This window comes from Pedobacter mendelii, from assembly GCF_014635725.1.
Taxonomy (GTDB): domain Bacteria; phylum Bacteroidota; class Bacteroidia; order Sphingobacteriales; family Sphingobacteriaceae; genus Pedobacter; species Pedobacter mendelii.
On record NZ_BMDJ01000005.1, the window covers coordinates 228,737 to 247,241 of the forward strand.

17 protein-coding genes are annotated in these 18,505 nt (G+C 32.1%); 7 read left to right on the forward strand and 10 right to left on the reverse strand.

Features of this window, described 5'->3' with window-relative positions; translation table 11 throughout:
* The first annotated feature begins 107 nt into the window (after positions 1-107).
* A complete protein-coding gene (locus IEV50_RS11075; protein ID WP_188414137.1) occupies positions 108-2,081 on the forward strand; it encodes a DUF3858 domain-containing protein in 1,974 nt (657 codons plus the stop codon).
* Entirely contained in the window at positions 2,081-3,988 is a 1,908-nt protein-coding gene (locus IEV50_RS11080; protein WP_188414139.1) for a DUF3857 domain-containing protein, read from the forward strand. The genes IEV50_RS11075 and IEV50_RS11080 overlap by 1 nt, the downstream gene beginning before the upstream one ends.
* A 142-nt stretch (positions 3,989-4,130) precedes the next feature.
* On the opposite strand, the gene IEV50_RS11085 is transcribed toward IEV50_RS11080, so the two are convergent.
* Positions 4,131-5,582, reverse strand: a complete 1,452-nt coding sequence (locus IEV50_RS11085) for an SDR family oxidoreductase (protein WP_188414141.1) — start codon at positions 5,580-5,582, stop codon at positions 4,131-4,133.
* 214 nt (positions 5,583-5,796) lie between these two features.
* On the opposite strand from IEV50_RS11085, the gene IEV50_RS11090 reads away from it, so the two are divergent.
* Positions 5,797-6,597, forward strand: a complete 801-nt coding sequence (locus tag IEV50_RS11090) for a murein L,D-transpeptidase catalytic domain family protein (RefSeq protein WP_229746704.1) — start codon at positions 5,797-5,799, stop codon at positions 6,595-6,597.
* Positions 6,598-6,830: 233 nt separating this feature from the next.
* On the opposite strand, the gene IEV50_RS11095 is transcribed toward IEV50_RS11090, so the two are convergent.
* Positions 6,831-7,271 (reverse strand): hypothetical protein, encoded by a 441-nt coding sequence (locus IEV50_RS11095; RefSeq protein ID WP_188414143.1) that lies wholly within the window; start codon positions 7,269-7,271, stop codon positions 6,831-6,833.
* 163 nt (positions 7,272-7,434) lie between these two features.
* Here IEV50_RS11095 and topB point away from each other — a divergent pair, with 163 nt between their 5' ends.
* Positions 7,435-9,288 (forward strand): DNA topoisomerase III, encoded by a 1,854-nt coding sequence (gene topB, locus IEV50_RS11100; protein ID WP_188414145.1) that lies wholly within the window; start codon positions 7,435-7,437, stop codon positions 9,286-9,288.
* Here the strand turns inward: topB and IEV50_RS11105 are convergent.
* From IEV50_RS11105 to IEV50_RS11125, 5 genes are all read right to left on the reverse strand, one after another.
* Entirely contained in the window at positions 9,285-9,659 is a 375-nt protein-coding gene (locus tag IEV50_RS11105; RefSeq protein WP_188414147.1) for a response regulator, read from the reverse strand. The genes topB and IEV50_RS11105 overlap by 4 nt on opposite strands.
* 197 nt (positions 9,660-9,856) lie before the next feature.
* Positions 9,857-11,767 carry an AAA domain-containing protein gene (locus IEV50_RS11110; protein WP_188414149.1) on the reverse strand — a complete coding sequence of 637 codons (1,911 nt, stop codon included), beginning with the start codon at positions 11,765-11,767 and terminating at the stop codon, positions 9,857-9,859.
* Positions 11,768-11,813: 46 nt separating this feature from the next.
* A complete protein-coding gene (locus IEV50_RS11115) occupies positions 11,814-12,197 on the reverse strand; it encodes a DUF3037 domain-containing protein (protein WP_188414151.1) in 384 nt (127 codons plus the stop codon).
* The gene (locus tag IEV50_RS11120) at positions 12,175-12,966 is read right to left on the reverse strand and encodes a HipA family kinase (RefSeq protein WP_188414153.1); all 792 of its coding nucleotides are present in this window, start codon (positions 12,964-12,966) and stop codon (positions 12,175-12,177) included. Before IEV50_RS11120 ends, IEV50_RS11115 begins: the two co-directional genes overlap by 23 nt.
* Positions 12,967-13,111: 145 nt before the next feature.
* On the reverse strand, positions 13,112-13,309 hold the full coding sequence (locus IEV50_RS11125; protein ID WP_188414155.1) for a hypothetical protein: 198 nt from the start codon (positions 13,307-13,309) through the stop codon (positions 13,112-13,114).
* 136 nt (positions 13,310-13,445) lie between these two features.
* On the opposite strand from IEV50_RS11125, the gene IEV50_RS11130 reads away from it, so the two are divergent.
* Positions 13,446-13,823 (forward strand): hypothetical protein, encoded by a 378-nt coding sequence (locus tag IEV50_RS11130; protein ID WP_188414157.1) that lies wholly within the window; start codon positions 13,446-13,448, stop codon positions 13,821-13,823.
* Positions 13,824-13,996: 173 nt separating this feature from the next.
* On the opposite strand, the gene idi is transcribed toward IEV50_RS11130, so the two are convergent.
* Genes idi through IEV50_RS11145 form a run of 3 tightly spaced genes read right to left on the reverse strand, consistent with a single transcriptional unit; the run spans position 13,997 to position 16,293 of the window.
* Entirely contained in the window at positions 13,997-14,515 is a 519-nt protein-coding gene (gene idi / locus IEV50_RS11135) for an isopentenyl-diphosphate Delta-isomerase (RefSeq protein ID WP_188414159.1), read from the reverse strand.
* A gap of 51 nt (positions 14,516-14,566) precedes the next feature.
* Positions 14,567-15,403 carry a phytoene/squalene synthase family protein gene (locus IEV50_RS11140; RefSeq protein WP_188414161.1) on the reverse strand — a complete coding sequence of 279 codons (837 nt, stop codon included), beginning with the start codon at positions 15,401-15,403 and terminating at the stop codon, positions 14,567-14,569.
* The gene (locus IEV50_RS11145) at positions 15,400-16,293 is read right to left on the reverse strand and encodes a MerR family transcriptional regulator (RefSeq protein WP_188414163.1); all 894 of its coding nucleotides are present in this window, start codon (positions 16,291-16,293) and stop codon (positions 15,400-15,402) included. The genes IEV50_RS11140 and IEV50_RS11145 overlap by 4 nt, the downstream gene beginning before the upstream one ends.
* A gap of 291 nt (positions 16,294-16,584) precedes the next feature.
* Here IEV50_RS11145 and IEV50_RS11150 point away from each other — a divergent pair, with 291 nt between their 5' ends.
* Positions 16,585-17,325, forward strand: a complete 741-nt coding sequence (locus tag IEV50_RS11150) for a LytR/AlgR family response regulator transcription factor (RefSeq protein WP_188414165.1) — start codon at positions 16,585-16,587, stop codon at positions 17,323-17,325.
* A 27-nt stretch (positions 17,326-17,352) separates the two neighbouring features.
* A complete protein-coding gene (locus IEV50_RS11155; RefSeq protein WP_188414167.1) occupies positions 17,353-18,441 on the forward strand; it encodes a sensor histidine kinase in 1,089 nt (362 codons plus the stop codon).
* Positions 18,442-18,505: the final 64 nt, after the last annotated feature.

Below are 18,505 nucleotides of genomic sequence, written 5' to 3' on the forward strand. Positions count from 1 at the left end.
ATTGGTTACTTCTGTAAAATCTATATGCAAATTTTAAAATTTAATTATGAAATTATTTTTGAATACAGCGCGGTAAATTTAAATTGCGGTAAATTAACCAAACTCAAATGAATAAAATTTTCATGCTCCTAACCCTTAGTTTTGTTGGCTTATCGAGTTATGCTCAAAACTTCAATTTTGGAGCAATAACACACGACGATTATAGTTTTGACAAAAATAAGCTGGATAGTAATGCTAATGCAATTGTACTTAAAGAATTCGGTACATCAAGCATTCAAATAAGTGAAGTAACAGGCGGTACAGAATTAATTTTTGAGTACCAAGTTAAAATTAAAATCTACAATAAGGAAGGTTATAGGCAAGCAAATATTGTTATCCCGACTTATAAAAACGGTTCGAGAGAAGAATTTATAAATAACATTAAGGCATCAACCTTTAATTTTGAAAATGGCAGATTTGTAGAATCCGTTATGGATAAGAAAGCTATTTTTACAGAAAATAAAGCAAGATATACTGTATTAACGAAATTTACACTGCCAAATATTAAAGATGGCTCCATAATAGAATATAGCTATCGTTTAGAATCTCCGCTGCTTTTTAACTATAAAACATGGGAATTTCAGGGTAATATACCTAAGGTTTACAGCGAATATTTGGTTTACATTCCAGCAATTTATAATTATAATGTTTCCCTTCGCGGATTTTATAAATTAAGCGAAAATAAAAGCGAGTTGACTAAAGAATGTATGCGCATTAATGGCGTTCCGATTGATTGTTCTAAAATATGGTATGTAATGAAAAATATTCCTTCTTTTGTTGAGGAAGATTATATCACGGCTGCAAGTAATTACAAATCTGCTATCTACTTCGAATTATCTGATTGGCAAATGCCAGATGGACGTAAACAAAGCTATACCAAATCATGGAAAGATGTTGATTATGAACTTATAACAGATAAATCACTTGGTTTGCAAATGAAGCGAAAAGATTTATTTAAAGAAATTCTTCCTTCTATAATAAAAGATGCAGCAGACGATTTAAGTAAGGCTAAAGCAGTTTACAACTACATTAAAAAACAAATAAAATGGAATAATATTTATGGTATTAGTAGTGAGGATAACATTAAAAAAGCTTTGGATATACGCTCCGGCAACGTAGCAGATGTAAATTTAAGCTTAATTGCTGCACTTTCAACAGCAAATTTAGATGCCGAAGCTGTAATTCTTTCCACTCGCGAAAATGGTAATGCAAATAAATTATATCCTATAATAAGCGATTTCAATTATATAGTAGCCAAGGTAAACATTGGTGATAAAAGTTATCTTCTAGATGCCACAGAACCATTATTGCCTTTCGGTTTACTACCTTTAAGATGCATAAATGATCAGGGTCGTGTTATAAATCTTAAAAAACCATCATATTGGATGGATTTAACAGCGATTCAAAAAGCAATTACAAGTTATATTGTTGATGCAAAAATGGAAACAGATGGAAAATTAACCGGCACAATAACGACCCACAGTTCTGGATACGCTGCTTTTAATAAGCGAAAAGAGATTAAAAGGTATAATTCTCCTGATGAGTATGTAGAAAAACTGGATGAACGTTTACCAAAGATTCAGATACTTAAACATGAAATAAAAAATATTGACAGCGTGGAGAACAGTTTAACAGAAATTTATGAAGTAGAATTTTCAAAAATGGCAGATGCAGGGAAAGACGAGGTTTATTTCAATCCATTTTTTATAAATCCTATAACAAAAAACCCTTTCAACTTAAACGTAAGAACTTATCCTGTTGATTTAGGATCGGCATTTGAGGACCGTATAATTATCAATATTGCTTTGCCCGGTAAATTTGAAATGACAGAGAAACCTAAAGATTTAGCCATTGGCTTGCCAAATGCCGGCGGAAGATATCTTTTAAAAACATCTTTGGTAGATAATGTAATCTCATTTAATCAAATTCTCCAATTTAATAAAGCTATTTATGAACCAGAAGAATATCCATATCTAAAGGAATTTTACAGCATAATTATACAAAATCAAAAGATTAATTTATTATTAAAAAATATTAGGTAATGGTAAAATTAATTGGTTTTATTTTATTCTTTTTATCTTCATTATCAGGCTTTACACAAGATAATTATGATTCGGATTTAATTCCTTCAACGCTTAAAAATCGGGCAAATGCAGTTATTAGAAATGAAGAAACTATGGTTGATATGCGTTCTACCGATAATGTTTTACGCTCTGTTAAGCAAGCAATTACCGTACTAAATAAAAATGGGGAAGATAATGCCAGGTTAGTGTTGTTTTATGATAGAAATACAGCGATAAAAAGTATTAAAGGAGAGGTTTATAATGCATCTGGAATATTAACCAAAAAATTTTCTCAAAGTAATTTCAGAGATGAAAGCACTGCAGATGGATTTTCGCTTTTTGTAGATAGTAGGGTGAAGCATTACCTTCCTAACGAGAGCACTTACCCCTACACTGTTGTATATACGTATGAAATTAAATACAAACAAAATTTAATTATTCCCGATTGGGTTCCGAAAACTGCAGATGACATATCTGTAGAAAAAAGTACCTATACATTTATTTGCAAACCTGGTGATGAGCTAAGAATTAAAACTCAAAGTTATACCGGTAAGCCCGAAGAAATTATAAATGATAAGCAAAAAACAATTTTTTGGAAAGTGAATAATTTACTTGCTGTAAAATCCGAACCCTATAGTCCGAATGCAGAAACTTACCAAACAAATGTTAAAATAGCACCAAAACAGTTTGATTATTACAATTACAAGGGAAGTTATACAAATTGGAATCAATTGGGTAAATGGGTTTATGATGATTTACTTAAAGGACGTTCTGCTCTAAGCCATTCAACAATAGAAACGATTAAAGAGTTGGTTAAAAATGAAACTACCGCCAAAGCCAAGGCAAAAAAGATTTATGAATACATGCAAAATAAAACCCGATACATCAGTGTTCAAATTGGTATCGGAGGGTTTCAGCCTGTAACTGCAGCAGAAGTAGATCGACTTGGTTACGGAGATTGCAAAGCTCTAGTAAACTACACACAAAGTTTATTAAGTGTAGCCGGAATAGAATCTTATTATTGCGTTGTACAGGCTGGTAGTGAAAAAATAAGCCTCGATCCTAGTTTTGCCAGTATGATACAAGGTAATCATGTAATTTTGTGTATGCCATTAAAAGGTGATACCACCTGGCTTGAATGTACAAGTCAAAAAATACCCTTTGGTTTTTTAAGTGATTTTACTGATGATAGAATTGTTCTTGCTTGTACAGCTGAAGGTGGGAAATTATTAAGAACGCCTAAATTATCAAGTCAAGATAATCGTCAAATTCGTTATGCAGAACTAACAATTCTATCAAACGGAGATGCAAATGGTAAAATAAAAACGGTTTTTTCAGGATTACAATACAATACTAATGAAGATATTATTGGCAAGCCTCTTGCCGAGCAGCAAAAACTATTAAATAATATCTATAATGTTGATAACATTAATTTTAGCTCTGTTGATTATGTTCAAAAGAAAGGTATTTATCCTGAAATTGATGAAAATATTACATTAAATATAAGAAGTTATGCATCAATTAATAACCATAAAATGCTGTTACAACTTAATGCTTTTAATGTAAAAAGTAGCATATCAGAATTAAGAAACAGAATACAACCCGTTTACATCAATCGGGGCTTTGTTGAAGAAGACACAATTACTTACAATCTTCCTGAAGAGATTTTAACAGATTTGCTTCCTGAAAACGATAAAAATATAAAAACTCCTTTTGGCGAATATATTTGTAAAACAACCTTAAATGGAAAGAAATTAACCTATTATCGAAAATTTATTATTAATGACGGTACTTTTCCGCCGCAGGCTTATTCAAATTTTTCTAAGTTTATTAATGATGTAAACTCAGCAGATAATTACAAAGTGATACTTAGCTTAAAAAAATAATACCGAGGGTTATTCCTACAATCATTATTAAATACATTAAAATTTCTGTAGAGGCAAAGCGTTTGTACTTTGTCCAAAACGAATAATCTTTATCTTGATTGGGCATGATTTAAAGTTGATGCACAAAAATAGGAATTTAGATTTAAATATTTTGTTGTTTAAAGGTTGTGATTTGTTTCGCCATACCTTTAAAAAGAACAATATGGAATGGCCACATTGCATACCAGTACATTCTGCCCCATAAACCTTTCGGTCTGAATGTGGCAATTTGCGATAAAAATGCTTTGCCGTGAAGCTCTACCAATTTTAGTTCCAGCCATGCTTCGCCAGGAACCTTCATTTCAGCAAACAAAAGCAACCTTTTATTTTTTTTATCGGCTAAAAGTACACGCCAGAAATCGAGTACATCACCTGCCTGAATATCTACATTACTTGTTCTTCCACGCCTTGCACCTACACCACCAAACATTTTATCTAAAAAGCCTCTAAAATGCCAGAGCCAGTCCATATAATACCATCCTCTATTGCCGCCGATACTCCAGATATTTTCAAAAACCTCTTCTGCTTTACGCTCAAAAGGCATTTTTACTTTATATTCTAATGTTCCATTTTGAGGAACTTTTATTTGATCCATAAAATTCGTATCCAAGTAGCCACGATTTAATGCATCTTTCCAACTTGAAACAATAGAATTTTGGTCAATTTTTTCGAAAGCCAAATGCAGCGATTCTGCATAAGTTAAGCACTCGCGAGGAACAACATCATGTATTCTATCATCTTTACACACCACCTCATTCTTCATGCTGTCAACTAAGCTTCGTGCCAGCGAATAAGGAACAGGCGTTATCATATTAAGCCATAAGGAAGATAATCTTGGTGTTAAAACAGGTACAGTAAAAATCCATCTTTTTAAAGCACGCTCTTTAGCATAGCCCATCATCATTTCCCGGTAAGTTAAAATATCAGGCCCACCGATATCGAAGGTTTCATCGTATGCTTTCTCATTATGTAGAACGCCTATTAAATAAGCTAATACATCACGAATAGCAATTGGCTGGCATCTTGTTTTTACCCATTTCGGCGTGATCATAACAGGTATTTTTTCTGTTAAATCCCTAATAATTTCAAAAGAAGCACTCCCAGACCCAATAATTATTGCAGCACGCAGAATAGTGCATGAAATTTCTGATAATTTTAACTGTTCCTCAACAGCCAGTCTAGAACCTAAATGTTTGGATAAGTGTTCATCATTTGCAATTCCCGTAAGGTAAATGATTTGCTTACAGTTTGTATTTTTTAATGTTGAAGAAAAATTTTCTGAAGATTTCTTCTCCATATCATCAAAGCCCGAACCACTTGAAGACATAGAGTGAACAAGGTAATATGCAGCATCAATATCGTTAGGAATTTCATTTAGGCTTTCGGCATCTAAGAGATTGCCAGTTATTATGGTAACCTGCCCACTCAAATCTGATTGATTAATAAATCGTCTTTTATCGCGAACCATACATACAACCTCATGATTTTGCTCTAAAAGGAGTGGTAATAATCTAGTTCCGATATAGCCGTTTGCTCCAGTTAATAATACTTTCATTTTTAATGATATTGATAGTAACAGATATGTGCTGTGCTTTGTTGTAAGTTAAGCGTAAATGATTTATTATCAATACTTCAGCAAGCTATAAAACTCAGCAAAAGTGTCATATTACTGTAAAGGGATATGGCAATAATTACTATGTAACCGCCACGTTACAATAATAATCATATTTGAGCGTAAATATTCTTGATATTCAAATAAACATCCCTGAATGAAAAAAAATATAATGGGCTTTGTTATGACCTTAATATTAGGAATTAGCATAGTTGGAACGGGCTTTAAAGTGGTGGAGCATCCACAAAAAAACCAAACATTTTTTATTAAAAATAATTCTGATACTGATAGTTTGTACACGCAGTATATATCTGAAATTTATCGCAGCATTCACTTAGATTCTGTAGGATTAAATTTCAATGTTTTTGAGAAAGCATTGACCGGTTACTACAACATTAAATCTCAAGGATTGTTAAATACAAAATCTATATTAACAATTGCCGATTTTGACCAGGAAAGCATCAAAAAGCGACTTTACATTATCGATTTAAATAAAAAAGAATTGATTTTGAATACTTGGGTTGCACACGGACAAAATAGTGGTGGAGATAAACCAGATTATTTTTCTAACGCTGTAAATTCCAATACCAGCAGTTTGGGTTTCTATTTAACCGGCGAAGTTTATTTCGGTAAACATGGCCGCTCTTTAAAATTGGATGGTATGGATTTTGGATTTAACAATAATGCCCGCGAACGTGCTATTGTGGTGCATGGTGCAGATTATGTATGCCAAAACAGTATAAACCAATTGGGCAGATTAGGTAGAAGTCAGGGTTGCCCTGCAGTTGCAACTAAACTTGCAAATACCGTTATTAATGCAATTGCTGATAAAACAATTTTATTTATCAATAGCACTGCTCAACCCTATACTTCTCAATATTTAAACGAAACATTGGCCGCCGGCATTGCGCTAAATCAGAACCAGTTTTTTGCTTCTAATTTTAATTTATTGGATTAAACGCAGGTTTCAACGTTTTTGAAATAGGCATTGATTAAAGAAATCGTTGTTTACGTTTTTATTGATTTGGAAATGAGTGCTTCGGTAATACTTGGGGAGCTGTAGTCCTGCTGTACCTCCAAGCCCGATGAAAAATCGGGGCTTTCCGTCCCATCAGGTTTAGAAATTAAATTTGATGCTTTTGGGAAAATCATTAGAAAACAGAAAATTGTTCATGATTTACGAATGCTAATTCAGGTTTTTAAGTTTCTTTTTCCTAAATTTTTGGGAAATATCCATATTGTAAAATTAACGAAGCGTCCAACAAAATCCCAAAGCCATCGATTGCTATCTAAATGTTTCTCTCCGCAGTCGATTATTTCAGCTCGTTCGATGCCTTTTTGAACAAGCTTTTTTATCCACGATATATTGATATGCTTCTTTATTACCAATCCAATATAATCACTAAAGATATGAGCCCAAATTTCTACAACGAATGATTTGTTGTTAATATCTAATGATTTACCAATGACTTCTTTATAATCGGCCTTAATAGTTTCAACAAGTTTAAATGTTCTTAATTTAACATCTTCGTTTAAATAATTCCATAGATTTTTATCGCTATACAAACGCACAATACCTTTATCAAGGCTAACTTTAATTTCGAAGTTTTCTAAATTGTAAATCTTATCCATTTGATAATTAATGATTGTTAGACAAATAAGTTGTATAAATGTTAGTTTTCGATTTGAATTTTTATATAACAATGCAATCCCTTCGGAATTTTTGTGAATAATTTTTTAAACGCTGCTCGAATAATTTTAATCATCTTTGAGGTTTTAAAAGCTAAACCTATTAATGAAAATTGTTATTGCAGAAAAGCCATCTGTTGGTCGCGAACTTGCCAAAGTTTTTGGAGCAACCACCAGAAAAGACGGATATATAGAAGGAAAAGGATATTCTTTTACCTGGGCTTTCGGGCATTTGCTGCAATTGGCACCACCACAAGATTATGGTTTTATTGGCTGGCGAAAACAGCATTTACCCATGTTGCCTGCTAAATTTAAACTCGCCATTAGAAAGATAAAAACGAAAGATGGTTTTGTTGAAGATCCTGCCGTTAGAAAGCAGCTTGATACCATTAAAAAACTTTTTGATGAAGCTACGGAAATCATCGTAGCTACCGATGCGGGACGAGAGGGCGAATTAATCTTTAGGTATATTTATTACTATTTAAAATGTAAAAAGCCTTTTAAACGCCTTTGGATTTCATCGCAAACAGATGAAGCCATTAAAGATGGATTTAGGAATTTAAAACCAGGGACAGATTACGATACATTATTTAATTCAGCACACTGCCGCTCAGAGTCTGATTGGCTAGTGGGTATGAATGCAACACAAGCGCTCAGTATATCTGCGGGAAACAGAACTGTGCTATCGCTTGGTCGGGTGCAAACGCCTACCCTAGCCATGATATGTGCTCGCTTTTTGGAGATAAAGAATTTTGTACCACAAACGTATTTTCAAATTAGCATACAACTTATTAAAGATGAGCAGACCTTTAAAGCAGTTTCTGTAACAAATTACAAAGATAAAAGCGAAGTTGAGGGTATTTTTAAACTCGTTGAAGATGTCGCATCAGGTTTTCCTATTGGCGGAAATATTATTGCGGTTGAGGCAAAACCAAGAAAAGAGCCACCACCCCTTTTGCATGATTTAAGTTCATTGCAACAAGAAGCAAATAAGAAAAAAGGTTTTACTGCCGATCAAACTTTAAATATTTTACAAAATCTTTATGAGAGTAAATTGGTTTCCTATCCGCGTACAGGAAGCCGATACATTGGCGATGATGTTTTTGCCGGTGTACCAGCGCTGATAGATAAATTTATAAATCATCCTGAATTTGGTAAACAAGCTCAGTTTTTACAAACTGTATCCTTAAATAAAAGGAGTGTAAATGCTAAGAAAGTAACCGATCACCATGCTGTTCTTCCTACTGGCGAAGAAGCTTATGGTTTAAACGCCGACAAACAAGCTGTTTATGATATGGTTGTAGGTAGGATGCTCGAAGCTTTTCATCAGGAGTGTTTAAAAGAAGTAACAAAAATCACCATTCAATCTGCAACTACTTTTATGGCCAATGGAACTGTAATTCGATCGGCAGGTTGGCGTTCTGTTTACAACGAAACAGAAGATGATAAAAAAGATGAAGACAACGTTGCTTTACCAAAAGTTGCTGTTGGCGAACAATTGCCAATCGTTGAAAAAACACTTTTAGAAAAACAAACTAAGCCTAAATCAATGTTTAATGAAGCTTCTTTACTTAAAGCACTTGAAACTTCAGGTAAAGAAATAGAAGATGAAGAATTGCGTTATGCAATGAAAGATAGTGGCTTAGGAACTCCTGCCACCAGGGCATCGATTATTGAAACATTAATTGCAAGAGAATATATTATCCGTGAAAAGAGAAATCTGCTACCAACAAATAAAGGCCTTGCCGTTTACGAAGTGGTTAAGAATAAGCAAATAGCGCAACCAGAATTAACAGGGCAATGGGAGAAACGTTTGGAAGAAATCCGTACGGGGGCTTCTGTTAAAGATTTTAAGGCAGAAATAACGGAATATACAAAAGCAATTACGAGCGAGCTACTAATTGCGGGTGCAGGTATTTTAGGAAAGCTAGAAGAAAGAAAACCTGAGAAAGTTAGTTAGAGCAGGGTTTCGATAATTTCTTTTGCGTAAGTATTCATGTGCTCATCTTTTTGTATAAAGCCAATTGCCCCTGCAGCTAAATATGCAGGTCCTAAAGTTTTTTTATCATTTCCACTAAACATTATAATCTTTAAGCTGGGGTGTTCTTTAATAAAATCAATAATCGTTTGAGGGGAACTATCACCATTAGGCATATTTATATCTAGCAAAAGTAAATCAAATTTTTCTTCGCGAAGTAAGTTTTGAGTATCTAATAGATTGGTAGTTTGCTTGATATGCGGGCTAACTAAATACTTTACAAAAAAGCCTCGCATTACCATTCGCATTAATTCATTGTCGTCGGCAATTAGAATTTTAAGATTTTCTTTCATTCAGGGGATGATTTTTGAGTCTTTGTTTAAAATCATTTAACTATTATCAAACACCAATTCAATATTAATAAACAAAATTAATAATGCAAATAGTATTGTGTTAAATATTAACAAGATATAAGAATGGGATGATTAATCAAAAATAGTAAATTTATTCTGTTCAGGATAAAAAAGGAATAATGTTAACGAATTTGCTTTTAAGTTTCTATAAATTCCCATGCGCTGTGGTAAGCATTAAAGTCTTCAGCGTATTTCATAAAATCATTGTAAAATACAGACCTGGATAATGTGCTACCGTCGCCAATGATAACAAGCTTCTTTTTAGCCCTGGTCATGGCTACATTCATTCTGCGAATATCTTGTAAAAACCCAATAATACCATCTGTATTGCTCCTGGTTAAACTGATATAAACAATATCTCTTTCCTGACCCTGAAAACTATCAATGGTATTAATTGAAATTTTATCTGCTTGCTTTATTAAATCAGGATTAGCAAGCATCAATTCTTTGAGCAGATGAACCTGTTGTTTGTAAGGAGAAATTACGGCAATGCTAGGGAATTTATTTAAAGAAGCATTATTTTGTATATTTTCTACAAGTGTATTTAGGTGTTTTAATAAAAAAACAGCTTCTTCAGGATTTGTTGTACTTGTTCCGTCAGCTTTCTCATCAAACCCACATCCCGATGTATCTATAAACATCAATGGTGCTTCGCCGCTAAATAACACTCGATTGGTAACAGCAGAATTCGCAATTAATTTATTGCCATAAAAAACCTTAGATGAATAACCCATAATCTGACAATTCATTCGGTATTGCTCATTTAGTAAAATAACTGCTTCAGGATGAAGATTAATCATTTTTTCTAATAAAGTTGTGCCTAAACCCGATTTTGCTGCCTCATTTGATTTTATTGTTGGAGATAATTGAAAATGATCTCCGGCAAAAATCACTTTTTCTGCTTTTAAAATAGGAATCCAACAGGCTGGTTCTAATGCCTGACCTGCTTCATCAATAACAACTGTATTATAATTTAAATTTTTAACAGTATAATGATTTGAGCCAACAAGTGTTGCTGTTATAATCTGTGCGCTATTAAATAAATTATTAATAATATATTGCTCAGAATTTTCTATCTCCCGTCCAATTTTATGTGCTTCATCGAACAATGCTTTTCTTTGGTCGCGTTCTGCTTTACCAAAACTTCGCTTGTATTTATGAGCCATATTTTTATACTCATTTGCTTGTTTTTTTAAAGCTTTAATAGATTTCATTTCAGGATGCTCAGCCATTTTAAAATCGAGCGTAGCATGAACCAATCTTTCGGATACACGAGCAGGATTACCTACACGAATAACATTTAGTCCTTCCTCTGATAATTTTTCAGTTAATAAATCCACGGCGGTATTACTTGGTGCAACAACCAATATTTTCTGTCCATCTTGTTTACTCAAAGCCTTTATCGCTTGTACAAGAGTAGTTGTTTTTCCGGTTCCGGGTGGGCCATGAATAACTGCAAGTTGCTTCGCTGAAAGAATTTTATTAACGGCTTCCTGCTGAGAAGAATTTAATTCACTGGATGTAAAATCTACGCTGTTGTTAAACTCAGGTTTTTCTCCTGAAGTTAAAACCCCGATTAATTTATTTGCAGAATCGTTTTCAGAAAGCAAAACAGCCTGCTTTAAAGCATTTTGCATTTCATCATAACTATTATTATCAAAAAGTAAATCGATGCCTAGTTTACCATTTCTTGTCCAATCTGGTAATTCATCCAACCGCAAGCTAATTTTCATTTTATTGCGATTTAAATGTGTTATAACCCCATCTATCCTATCGGCTTTTGCATCATGATTGGAAAATAAAACAACCGAAGAACCAAAACGAAATTGTTGAGATAAATCCTGATGCGTTGTTCTTTCTACCTCAATAGTAAGATAATCTCCCCTTCCCATTTCAGTATTTCTTATTGCAATAGGATACCATGTTAAACCTAAAGTACGTCTATCAGCGGCAGAGGTATTTTCAGTTAATTTTAAATAAGCTTGATGATCAGCTTTACGTTCGATATTAAGTAAATCCTGAAGTTTTTTGAAATAATCTTTTATCAATGAATGAGCATGTTAGTTAGGTAATTTTTATTAGAAAGTTGTACCATTAAAGTACCAGTTGTTGAAATAATTTTAAAAGTGTTTGCTCCGCGTTTAAGCAAAAACCCGGATGTACTTTTGAACATTGAATAACTGTACTTCTGGTAGCGGTTAGCCATCGAAAGCGTGAGGCCATATCATATTGTCCGATAGTACCTGAACCTTTTGAACCTGAACTAATTTTTTCAAAGGCAACTAAATTTTCTTTAACAACCTCTATATCCAAATCAGATGAAAAAGTATTTATTCGATTTTTATTTAGTTCAAAAACACACTTTAAAAAGTTCTGTTTTGCGCAATATAAAACAATACCAACATTAATAAACTCCTCGCGTTCTACCCTTGGCATAACACGAATTACAGCATACTCAAATAAGAATGTCTCTCGCATGCTGTGCTTCTTTTAAAAATATTTCTGAATGCGCTAACCTGGTTTCTAAAAACTTAACATAAGCCTGACGATGTTCTTTTTTTGTATCAAAAACATCGTCTCCCTCTAACCATTCATCAGGAATTAATGATACAATTAAATGAAAATCTTCAGGTTTTAAAATTGAACGAAATTCTTTATCTACCATTTCCAGTTCGGTTGCCCAAGGTAATAAAACGTGATCTTTAATTAGAAAGAAAGGCTTCTTTGCCTGCTCTTCCCAGTTTTGCCATGAATGATGAAAATATAAAGCAGCACCATGATCTATTAACCAAAGCTCTTTATGCCATAAAAGCATATTCGTATTGCGACAAGTTCTATCCATGTTGGTTAACAAACAATCTAACCAAACAATTTGTGAAGCTAACTTTGAATCAACATTGGTAACTGTTGGGTCAAATGTTATTGCACCAGAAAGGTAATGCAGCGCTAGGTTTAACCCAACACTTGCCTTCAATAAGTCTTGAATCTCCTCATCAGGCTCTGTGCGACCAAAGGCTTCATCTAAATTTGCAAAAACCAATTCAGGAACGCGAAAACCTAAAATCCTTGCAATTTCACCACCAATTAATTCAGCAATTAATGCTCTTGGACCTTGGCCAGCCCCACGGAATTTTAATACATATAAAAAACCATCATCAGCCTCTGCGATGGCTGGCATAGAACCTCCTTCTCGTAAGGGTGTAACATACCTAGTTACATTAACTGTTCTGAGTTGAATATTGTTCATAAATTATACTGACAAATTTAGAAGAATTATGTCATATAATTGGATTAAGAAAATTATGTATAGATTACCTTTTGTATTGAATTATTAAGATTAGTTTGAAATTCAAACATTTTCAAATACCATACCAGCCTAAAAAGAATTTCGATTAATCCTTATCGTATTCATTCAAAAAGTTCATACCTAAGTTTGTAATAGACGATGACCATTGCACAGCTTCACGATTTATTTTAATGTAGCCAAGGTTTTCAAGATCTTCATATTTTTCGTCCATTCCACCAAGAATTGCTGAACTAACCTGTTGATCAATAACCTCTAATAGAGATTTTATTTCTGCTCTTTCCATTATAAAATAGTTTATTCTTTTAAACATTTACCTATTAATAATGTTTTAATCTATTGTTAACCATTAATTTACAATACTTTAGGTTAAAACCTTTAATTGATTTATCGGTTATAAAGATATCTTTTATACTTAATCTATGATTAATCATATTTACTACATATTTATTTTGGCTTTACCGGTTGCCTGCATAGCATGGACGGTTACCAAAGAAGAGATTTTTAAAGAAGCAAGGGAATTTTGTGTAAATAAATCAAATCATTGTAACCACTTAGTAAAAAGGAAATTCTTTTACGTTTTTACATGTGAATATTGTTTTAGCCATTATGTTACTATCCTTGTACTTACAATAACAAACTTTACTTTAATTTATCCAGATTGGCGTGGTTACATTATTGCAGGTTTTTCTATTGTGTGGATTGCAAATGTTTATATGAGTTTATATAGCCTAATTAGAATTGACTTAAAAAAAGAAAAAATAAGGATAGCAAAAGAAGAATCTGAATTAGAAGCTTAAACAATTTTGATTGTTTAATTTTGGAAGAAGCAGAAATAAATTTATTATTAATCAAAAAAAAGTAAAGAAATTACTAAAAATTTTCTAATTATCAGAACTAAGTATATATTTGCCCTTGAGAGCGTTAATTTAGATGCGGGTATACGACGAAAGTTGTATGCCCGTTTTTTGTTTTAAGATAAAAATCGTGCTTCTATAACCATTTCGAGGCATATTTTAAGCCAAGGAGTAAATAAATCGGGGCTATTTTTAATTTGAAATTTGAGTGCTTCTATGCTTATATATTTATAAGATTCAACCTCTAACTTATTTATTTCAGGAAGTTTATCAGAAAAGCCAAAAAAAACATGATCGAATTCGTGCTCTACTAGGCCTTCGGCAAATTCTGCTTTATAGGTAAAACTGAAACCATATTGCAGTTTGCAATCCATTCCCATTTCTTCTTTTAGTCTTCTGGTTGCTGCATCTAAGTTATTTTCACCCCATCGTGGATGGCTGCAGCAAGTATTAGTCCACAATCCCCCCGAATGGTATTTACTTTTTGCTCTTTGCTGCAAAAGCAATTCATCATTAGAATTAAAAATAAAAACAGAAAAAGCACGATGAAGTACCCCTTTTTCATGGGCTTCCATTTTTTCCATTTGCCCGGTTGGCAAATCGTTATCATCTACAAGTATTACTTGCTCATTCATTACTGTTTAAAGTCTATGGAAACAATGTATTTTATGAAAATAGTATACGTTTTATATTGCATTTAGTTTATAACGAATCAAAGTATCGAACATTAAGCCAATTTTTCTATGATTTGAAATTCTTATACGTTCATTCATTATACGTTCAGCAGTTAAACCTTTTATTTTAGTAAAAAGTTTCTTATAATAAATGTATGAAAGGTAAACACCATTTCTTGATGATAATGGTAACATTTTTATGCCAACCAATGCCTGTTTAAATTCCTCCTCTATCTCAGCCTCAATAGCCTGTTTTTGTTTATCGCAAAATTGAGCAAGATTAACATTTGGAAAATAGCTTCGATTCAAAGCCTGGTGATCTGCTTTTAAATCTCTTAAAAAATTAACTTTCTGAAATGCAGAACCCAATTTCATAGCAAACGGCTTTAGTCGTTGATATTCAGCTTCATCGCCATTAACAAATACCTTTAAACACATTAAACCAACAACTTCCGCAGAACCTAATATATAAGTATCATAAAGTTCTGACGTGTATTTTTGTTCTTCCAAATCCATCTCCATGCTATTCAGAAATAAATGAATTAAATCATGGCTTATTTGATATTCATTTACAATTTTCTGAAAAGAATTGAGTACCGGATTTAAGCTAATGCCAAAGTCAATGGCTTCAAAAGTGTCTGCTCTAAATTTATTTAAAAGATATTTTTTATCAAATTCATGAAAACTATCAACAATTTCGTCGGCCAATCTAACAAAACCATAAATGGAGTAAATGGGCATTCGAAGGCTTTTATTTAAAAAATATATACCAAAAGAAAAACTAGTGCTATACATTTTAGTGGTGACTTTACTACAATCAGCGGATAATTTGTCAAATATTTCTTTCATTTGGATGTATTTTTAATATTATCTTCAAACTCTTCTAAAGAGTTAAATCTATTTGTGTTTTTACTTAATATTAGTTGATCGATAATCTGATTATTACCAGCTATGTGAATATTAATTTTTTTACAAATTTTTTGTAAATCATCAATATATTTTTGAGCGACTTTCAATGGTCTAGGTTTTATCATAAAAAATAGAACATTGTCAATTTTAATATCATTAAGTACCTTTTCTATAGATTCCAGCGGAACTTTAGTACCTAAGAATATGACTTTATTATTATTTACCTTTAAAACATAGTGAGCAAACATTAATCCAATATCATGCTCTTCATCCTCAGGTAAAAATAGAAGCCATGTTTTATCATTTGAGTCGTGGTATAAATCTAAAGAATCAATTGCAGTGAATATCTTTCTTCTAATAATATTGGATAGGAAATGCTCTTGTGCCGGGCAAATATCATCTTTACGCCACATTAAACCCAATCGAATTAAGATTGGATACATTATATTTTTGTAAAGCTCAATAATTCCGAACTTTTCAATGCAAGCTGATAATAATAATTCAAAAGAAAATTCATCGTAAGATAACCCGAATTTTAATAATTGGTTTACGTAATAATCGAATTTTGCGACACGAGGAATTTCTTGTATTTCTTTTTCCAGCAACTTATCTACATCTTGCTCTGAAAGACTGCATATTTTAGAAATTTTTAATCCTGTTTGATTGAGACTAACAATATTTAAAAGTCTAACTAGCTGCTTATCATCATAAAAACGAGTATTCCCTTCAGACCTCATTGGTTTTAAAGCATTGTATCTCTGCTCCCAAATTCTTATGGTATGAGACTGAACGCCCGATAATTGTTCGAGATCTGATATAGAATAAATCATTTTGTTTAAATATATTAAATAAAATTTAAACAAGAATACAATTAAAAAGTTTTTCTTCAAAAAATTATGATTCTTTAATTAAAAAATAAGTAAAGCAGAACATACAATTCTGCACGGTTTTAATATATTTTACCCTATTTAGTTGAAGAAAATTGTATGATATAAAGCTATATAATTATACAAACAAAGTAAAAACCGTTACCAACGATACTAAAACCTTTACGGAAACATTTTTTTTCTTAATTTAGATATGTTGACTTAGTTTTGCAGTCGTTTTAGCCGCTACCAAATATGAAATTTACGTGTATTGTTATTGATGATGAAATCCATGCTATAAATGGTATAAAATCTTATATAAATACACTAAGCAATTTAGAATTGGTAAAAGTTTATTCTGATCCACTACAAGCACTCACAGAAATTGGGTCTGGCCCAGATGTAGATATTATTTTTATGGATGTTGATATGCCGATGATATCAGGCATAGAACTCGCGAAGGCTTTGCGTCATAAAACTGATAAGCTTATTTTTACAACTTCCCACAGTAAGTATGCGTATGAGGCGTTTGAAATTTTCGCAGGTGCCTTTTTATTGAAGCCATATACTTTCGCACGTTTTGCAGAAACAATTAACCGATTATTTCCGAAATCAACAAATTTGCCGAGTGTTAATATAAAAAAGGAAGAAGATTATTTTTTTATACGCAATAAAAACGAAAATAATAACCTGATAAAAGTTCGATATCATAGTATTATTGCTGTTGAAAGCTTACAAAACTATGTACGTATTTACACACAACAGGAAATAATCGTTTCCTATATTGGACTTGCTGAGATCAGAGAGATTTTGAAAGAAAATTCCAACTTTACTCAGGCACATCGATCCTTTATTATTTCTAAAAACCATATAGAAAAAGTAGAAGCAAATACGTTGAAAATGACTAATAATCTGATTGTAAATTTGGGCAATAATTATCGTGATGAAATACTTGCATACATAAAAGATAAAACAATTAAAACAGGTCGTTCTTAACAAGATTAATTTTTATGCTCTCAAAAAATGATATCAGAAATAGATAATAATTACCCTCAACAAAATAAAATTTTGAGGTGGTTATCAATAAATAAATACCACTTTATAGGATGGGCCGCTTTTTTGTTTTATGAAATTATAGTTGTTGGCTTTTATACAGGAAAATTTGGTGTGCTTGGTGCTTATATTTTTCATTATGCGCTTAATATCTCCATTTTTTATGTTCATTCACTGCTAGTTTTAAGGTATGGATTAATTTGTAAAAAGCAAATTATCTGGAGAATACCATTGTTTTTAATATTGGAAATAGCTGTTTACTTATTTATAATGTATTTTGCCTATGCGTTTATAAATAAGGATACGCACATTATAAACACTAAAGAACCGTTAATCGACTTACCATTTTTTTTGGGCGGGATTTTCAGGGCAGGTTATTTTATAATTTTTGGCACAGCATATTATTTTCTAATAACTTTTATTAAGGAGCGGAAAAAAACTGAAGGATTAGAACAACAAAGGTTAAATAACATTATTCAAATTGCTAAATCAGAAAATGCTTTTTTGAGAGCACAAATTCAACCACATCTTCTTTTCAATACACTTGATTTTATATATCAAAACGCAAAAGAAAATTCTCCTGTTGCTGCCGAAACAATAATAGCGATTTCAGCTATGATGAGATATGCTGTTGATAGTAAACACAAAGAAGAATTTATTGAGCTTGGCGATGAAATAGATCAGGTTGAAAATTTATTAAACTTACATCAACTAAGGGCAAACCATACTTTACAAATACGTTTTTGGTATGATGATGAAGTGAGATCAGAAAAAATTATACCTATGATTTTAATAACCTTAGTTGAAAACATATTTAAACATGGAAATTTAACCGAACAATCTAAACCTGCTAATATAACTGTTGCTATACACGAAAATACTTTTATAATTGAAACAAGTAATGCTTATAAAATTAACAATTCGGTAATTAAGCGAGCGGGTACTGGAATTGAAAATATTAAAAAAAGATTAGAGTACAGTTATGGCACTAGCGCCGAACTAAAATACTATTTCGATGATAATGAACACTTTAATGTAAAAATTACTATAAAAAAGTAAATTTATCTGAAAGATATTAGCTAAATTAGCTCAATATATTTTCAGAAAAAGCAGCAAAAATTCT

Coding starts and splice junctions, on each gene's coding strand:
- IEV50_RS11105 (WP_188414147.1), bottom strand. CDS start 9,659: ATGAAAGAAAATCTTAAAATTCTAATTGCCGACGACAATGAATTAATG.
- IEV50_RS11090 (WP_229746704.1), top strand. CDS start 5,797: ATGAAAAAAAATATAATGGGCTTTGTTATGACCTTAATATTAGGAATT.
- IEV50_RS11140 (WP_188414161.1), bottom strand. CDS start 15,403: ATGAAAGAAATATTTGACAAATTATCCGCTGATTGTAGTAAAGTCACC.
- IEV50_RS11125 (WP_188414155.1), bottom strand. CDS start 13,309: ATGGAAAGAGCAGAAATAAAATCTCTATTAGAGGTTATTGATCAACAG.
- IEV50_RS11075 (WP_188414137.1), top strand. CDS start 108: ATGAATAAAATTTTCATGCTCCTAACCCTTAGTTTTGTTGGCTTATCG.
- idi (WP_188414159.1), bottom strand. CDS start 14,515: ATGAATGAGCAAGTAATACTTGTAGATGATAACGATTTGCCAACCGGG.
- IEV50_RS11085 (WP_188414141.1), bottom strand. CDS start 5,582: ATGAAAGTATTATTAACTGGAGCAAACGGCTATATCGGAACTAGATTA.
- IEV50_RS11145 (WP_188414163.1), bottom strand. CDS start 16,293: ATGATTTATTCTATATCAGATCTCGAACAATTATCGGGCGTTCAGTCT.
- IEV50_RS11155 (WP_188414167.1), top strand. CDS start 17,353: ATGATATCAGAAATAGATAATAATTACCCTCAACAAAATAAAATTTTG.
- topB (WP_188414145.1), top strand. CDS start 7,435: ATGAAAATTGTTATTGCAGAAAAGCCATCTGTTGGTCGCGAACTTGCC.
- IEV50_RS11080 (WP_188414139.1), top strand. CDS start 2,081: ATGGTAAAATTAATTGGTTTTATTTTATTCTTTTTATCTTCATTATCA.
- IEV50_RS11115 (WP_188414151.1), bottom strand. CDS start 12,197: ATGCGAGAGACATTCTTATTTGAGTATGCTGTAATTCGTGTTATGCCA.
- IEV50_RS11130 (WP_188414157.1), top strand. CDS start 13,446: ATGATTAATCATATTTACTACATATTTATTTTGGCTTTACCGGTTGCC.
- IEV50_RS11150 (WP_188414165.1), top strand. CDS start 16,585: ATGAAATTTACGTGTATTGTTATTGATGATGAAATCCATGCTATAAAT.
- IEV50_RS11120 (WP_188414153.1), bottom strand. CDS start 12,966: ATGAACAATATTCAACTCAGAACAGTTAATGTAACTAGGTATGTTACA.
- IEV50_RS11095 (WP_188414143.1), bottom strand. CDS start 7,271: ATGGATAAGATTTACAATTTAGAAAACTTCGAAATTAAAGTTAGCCTT.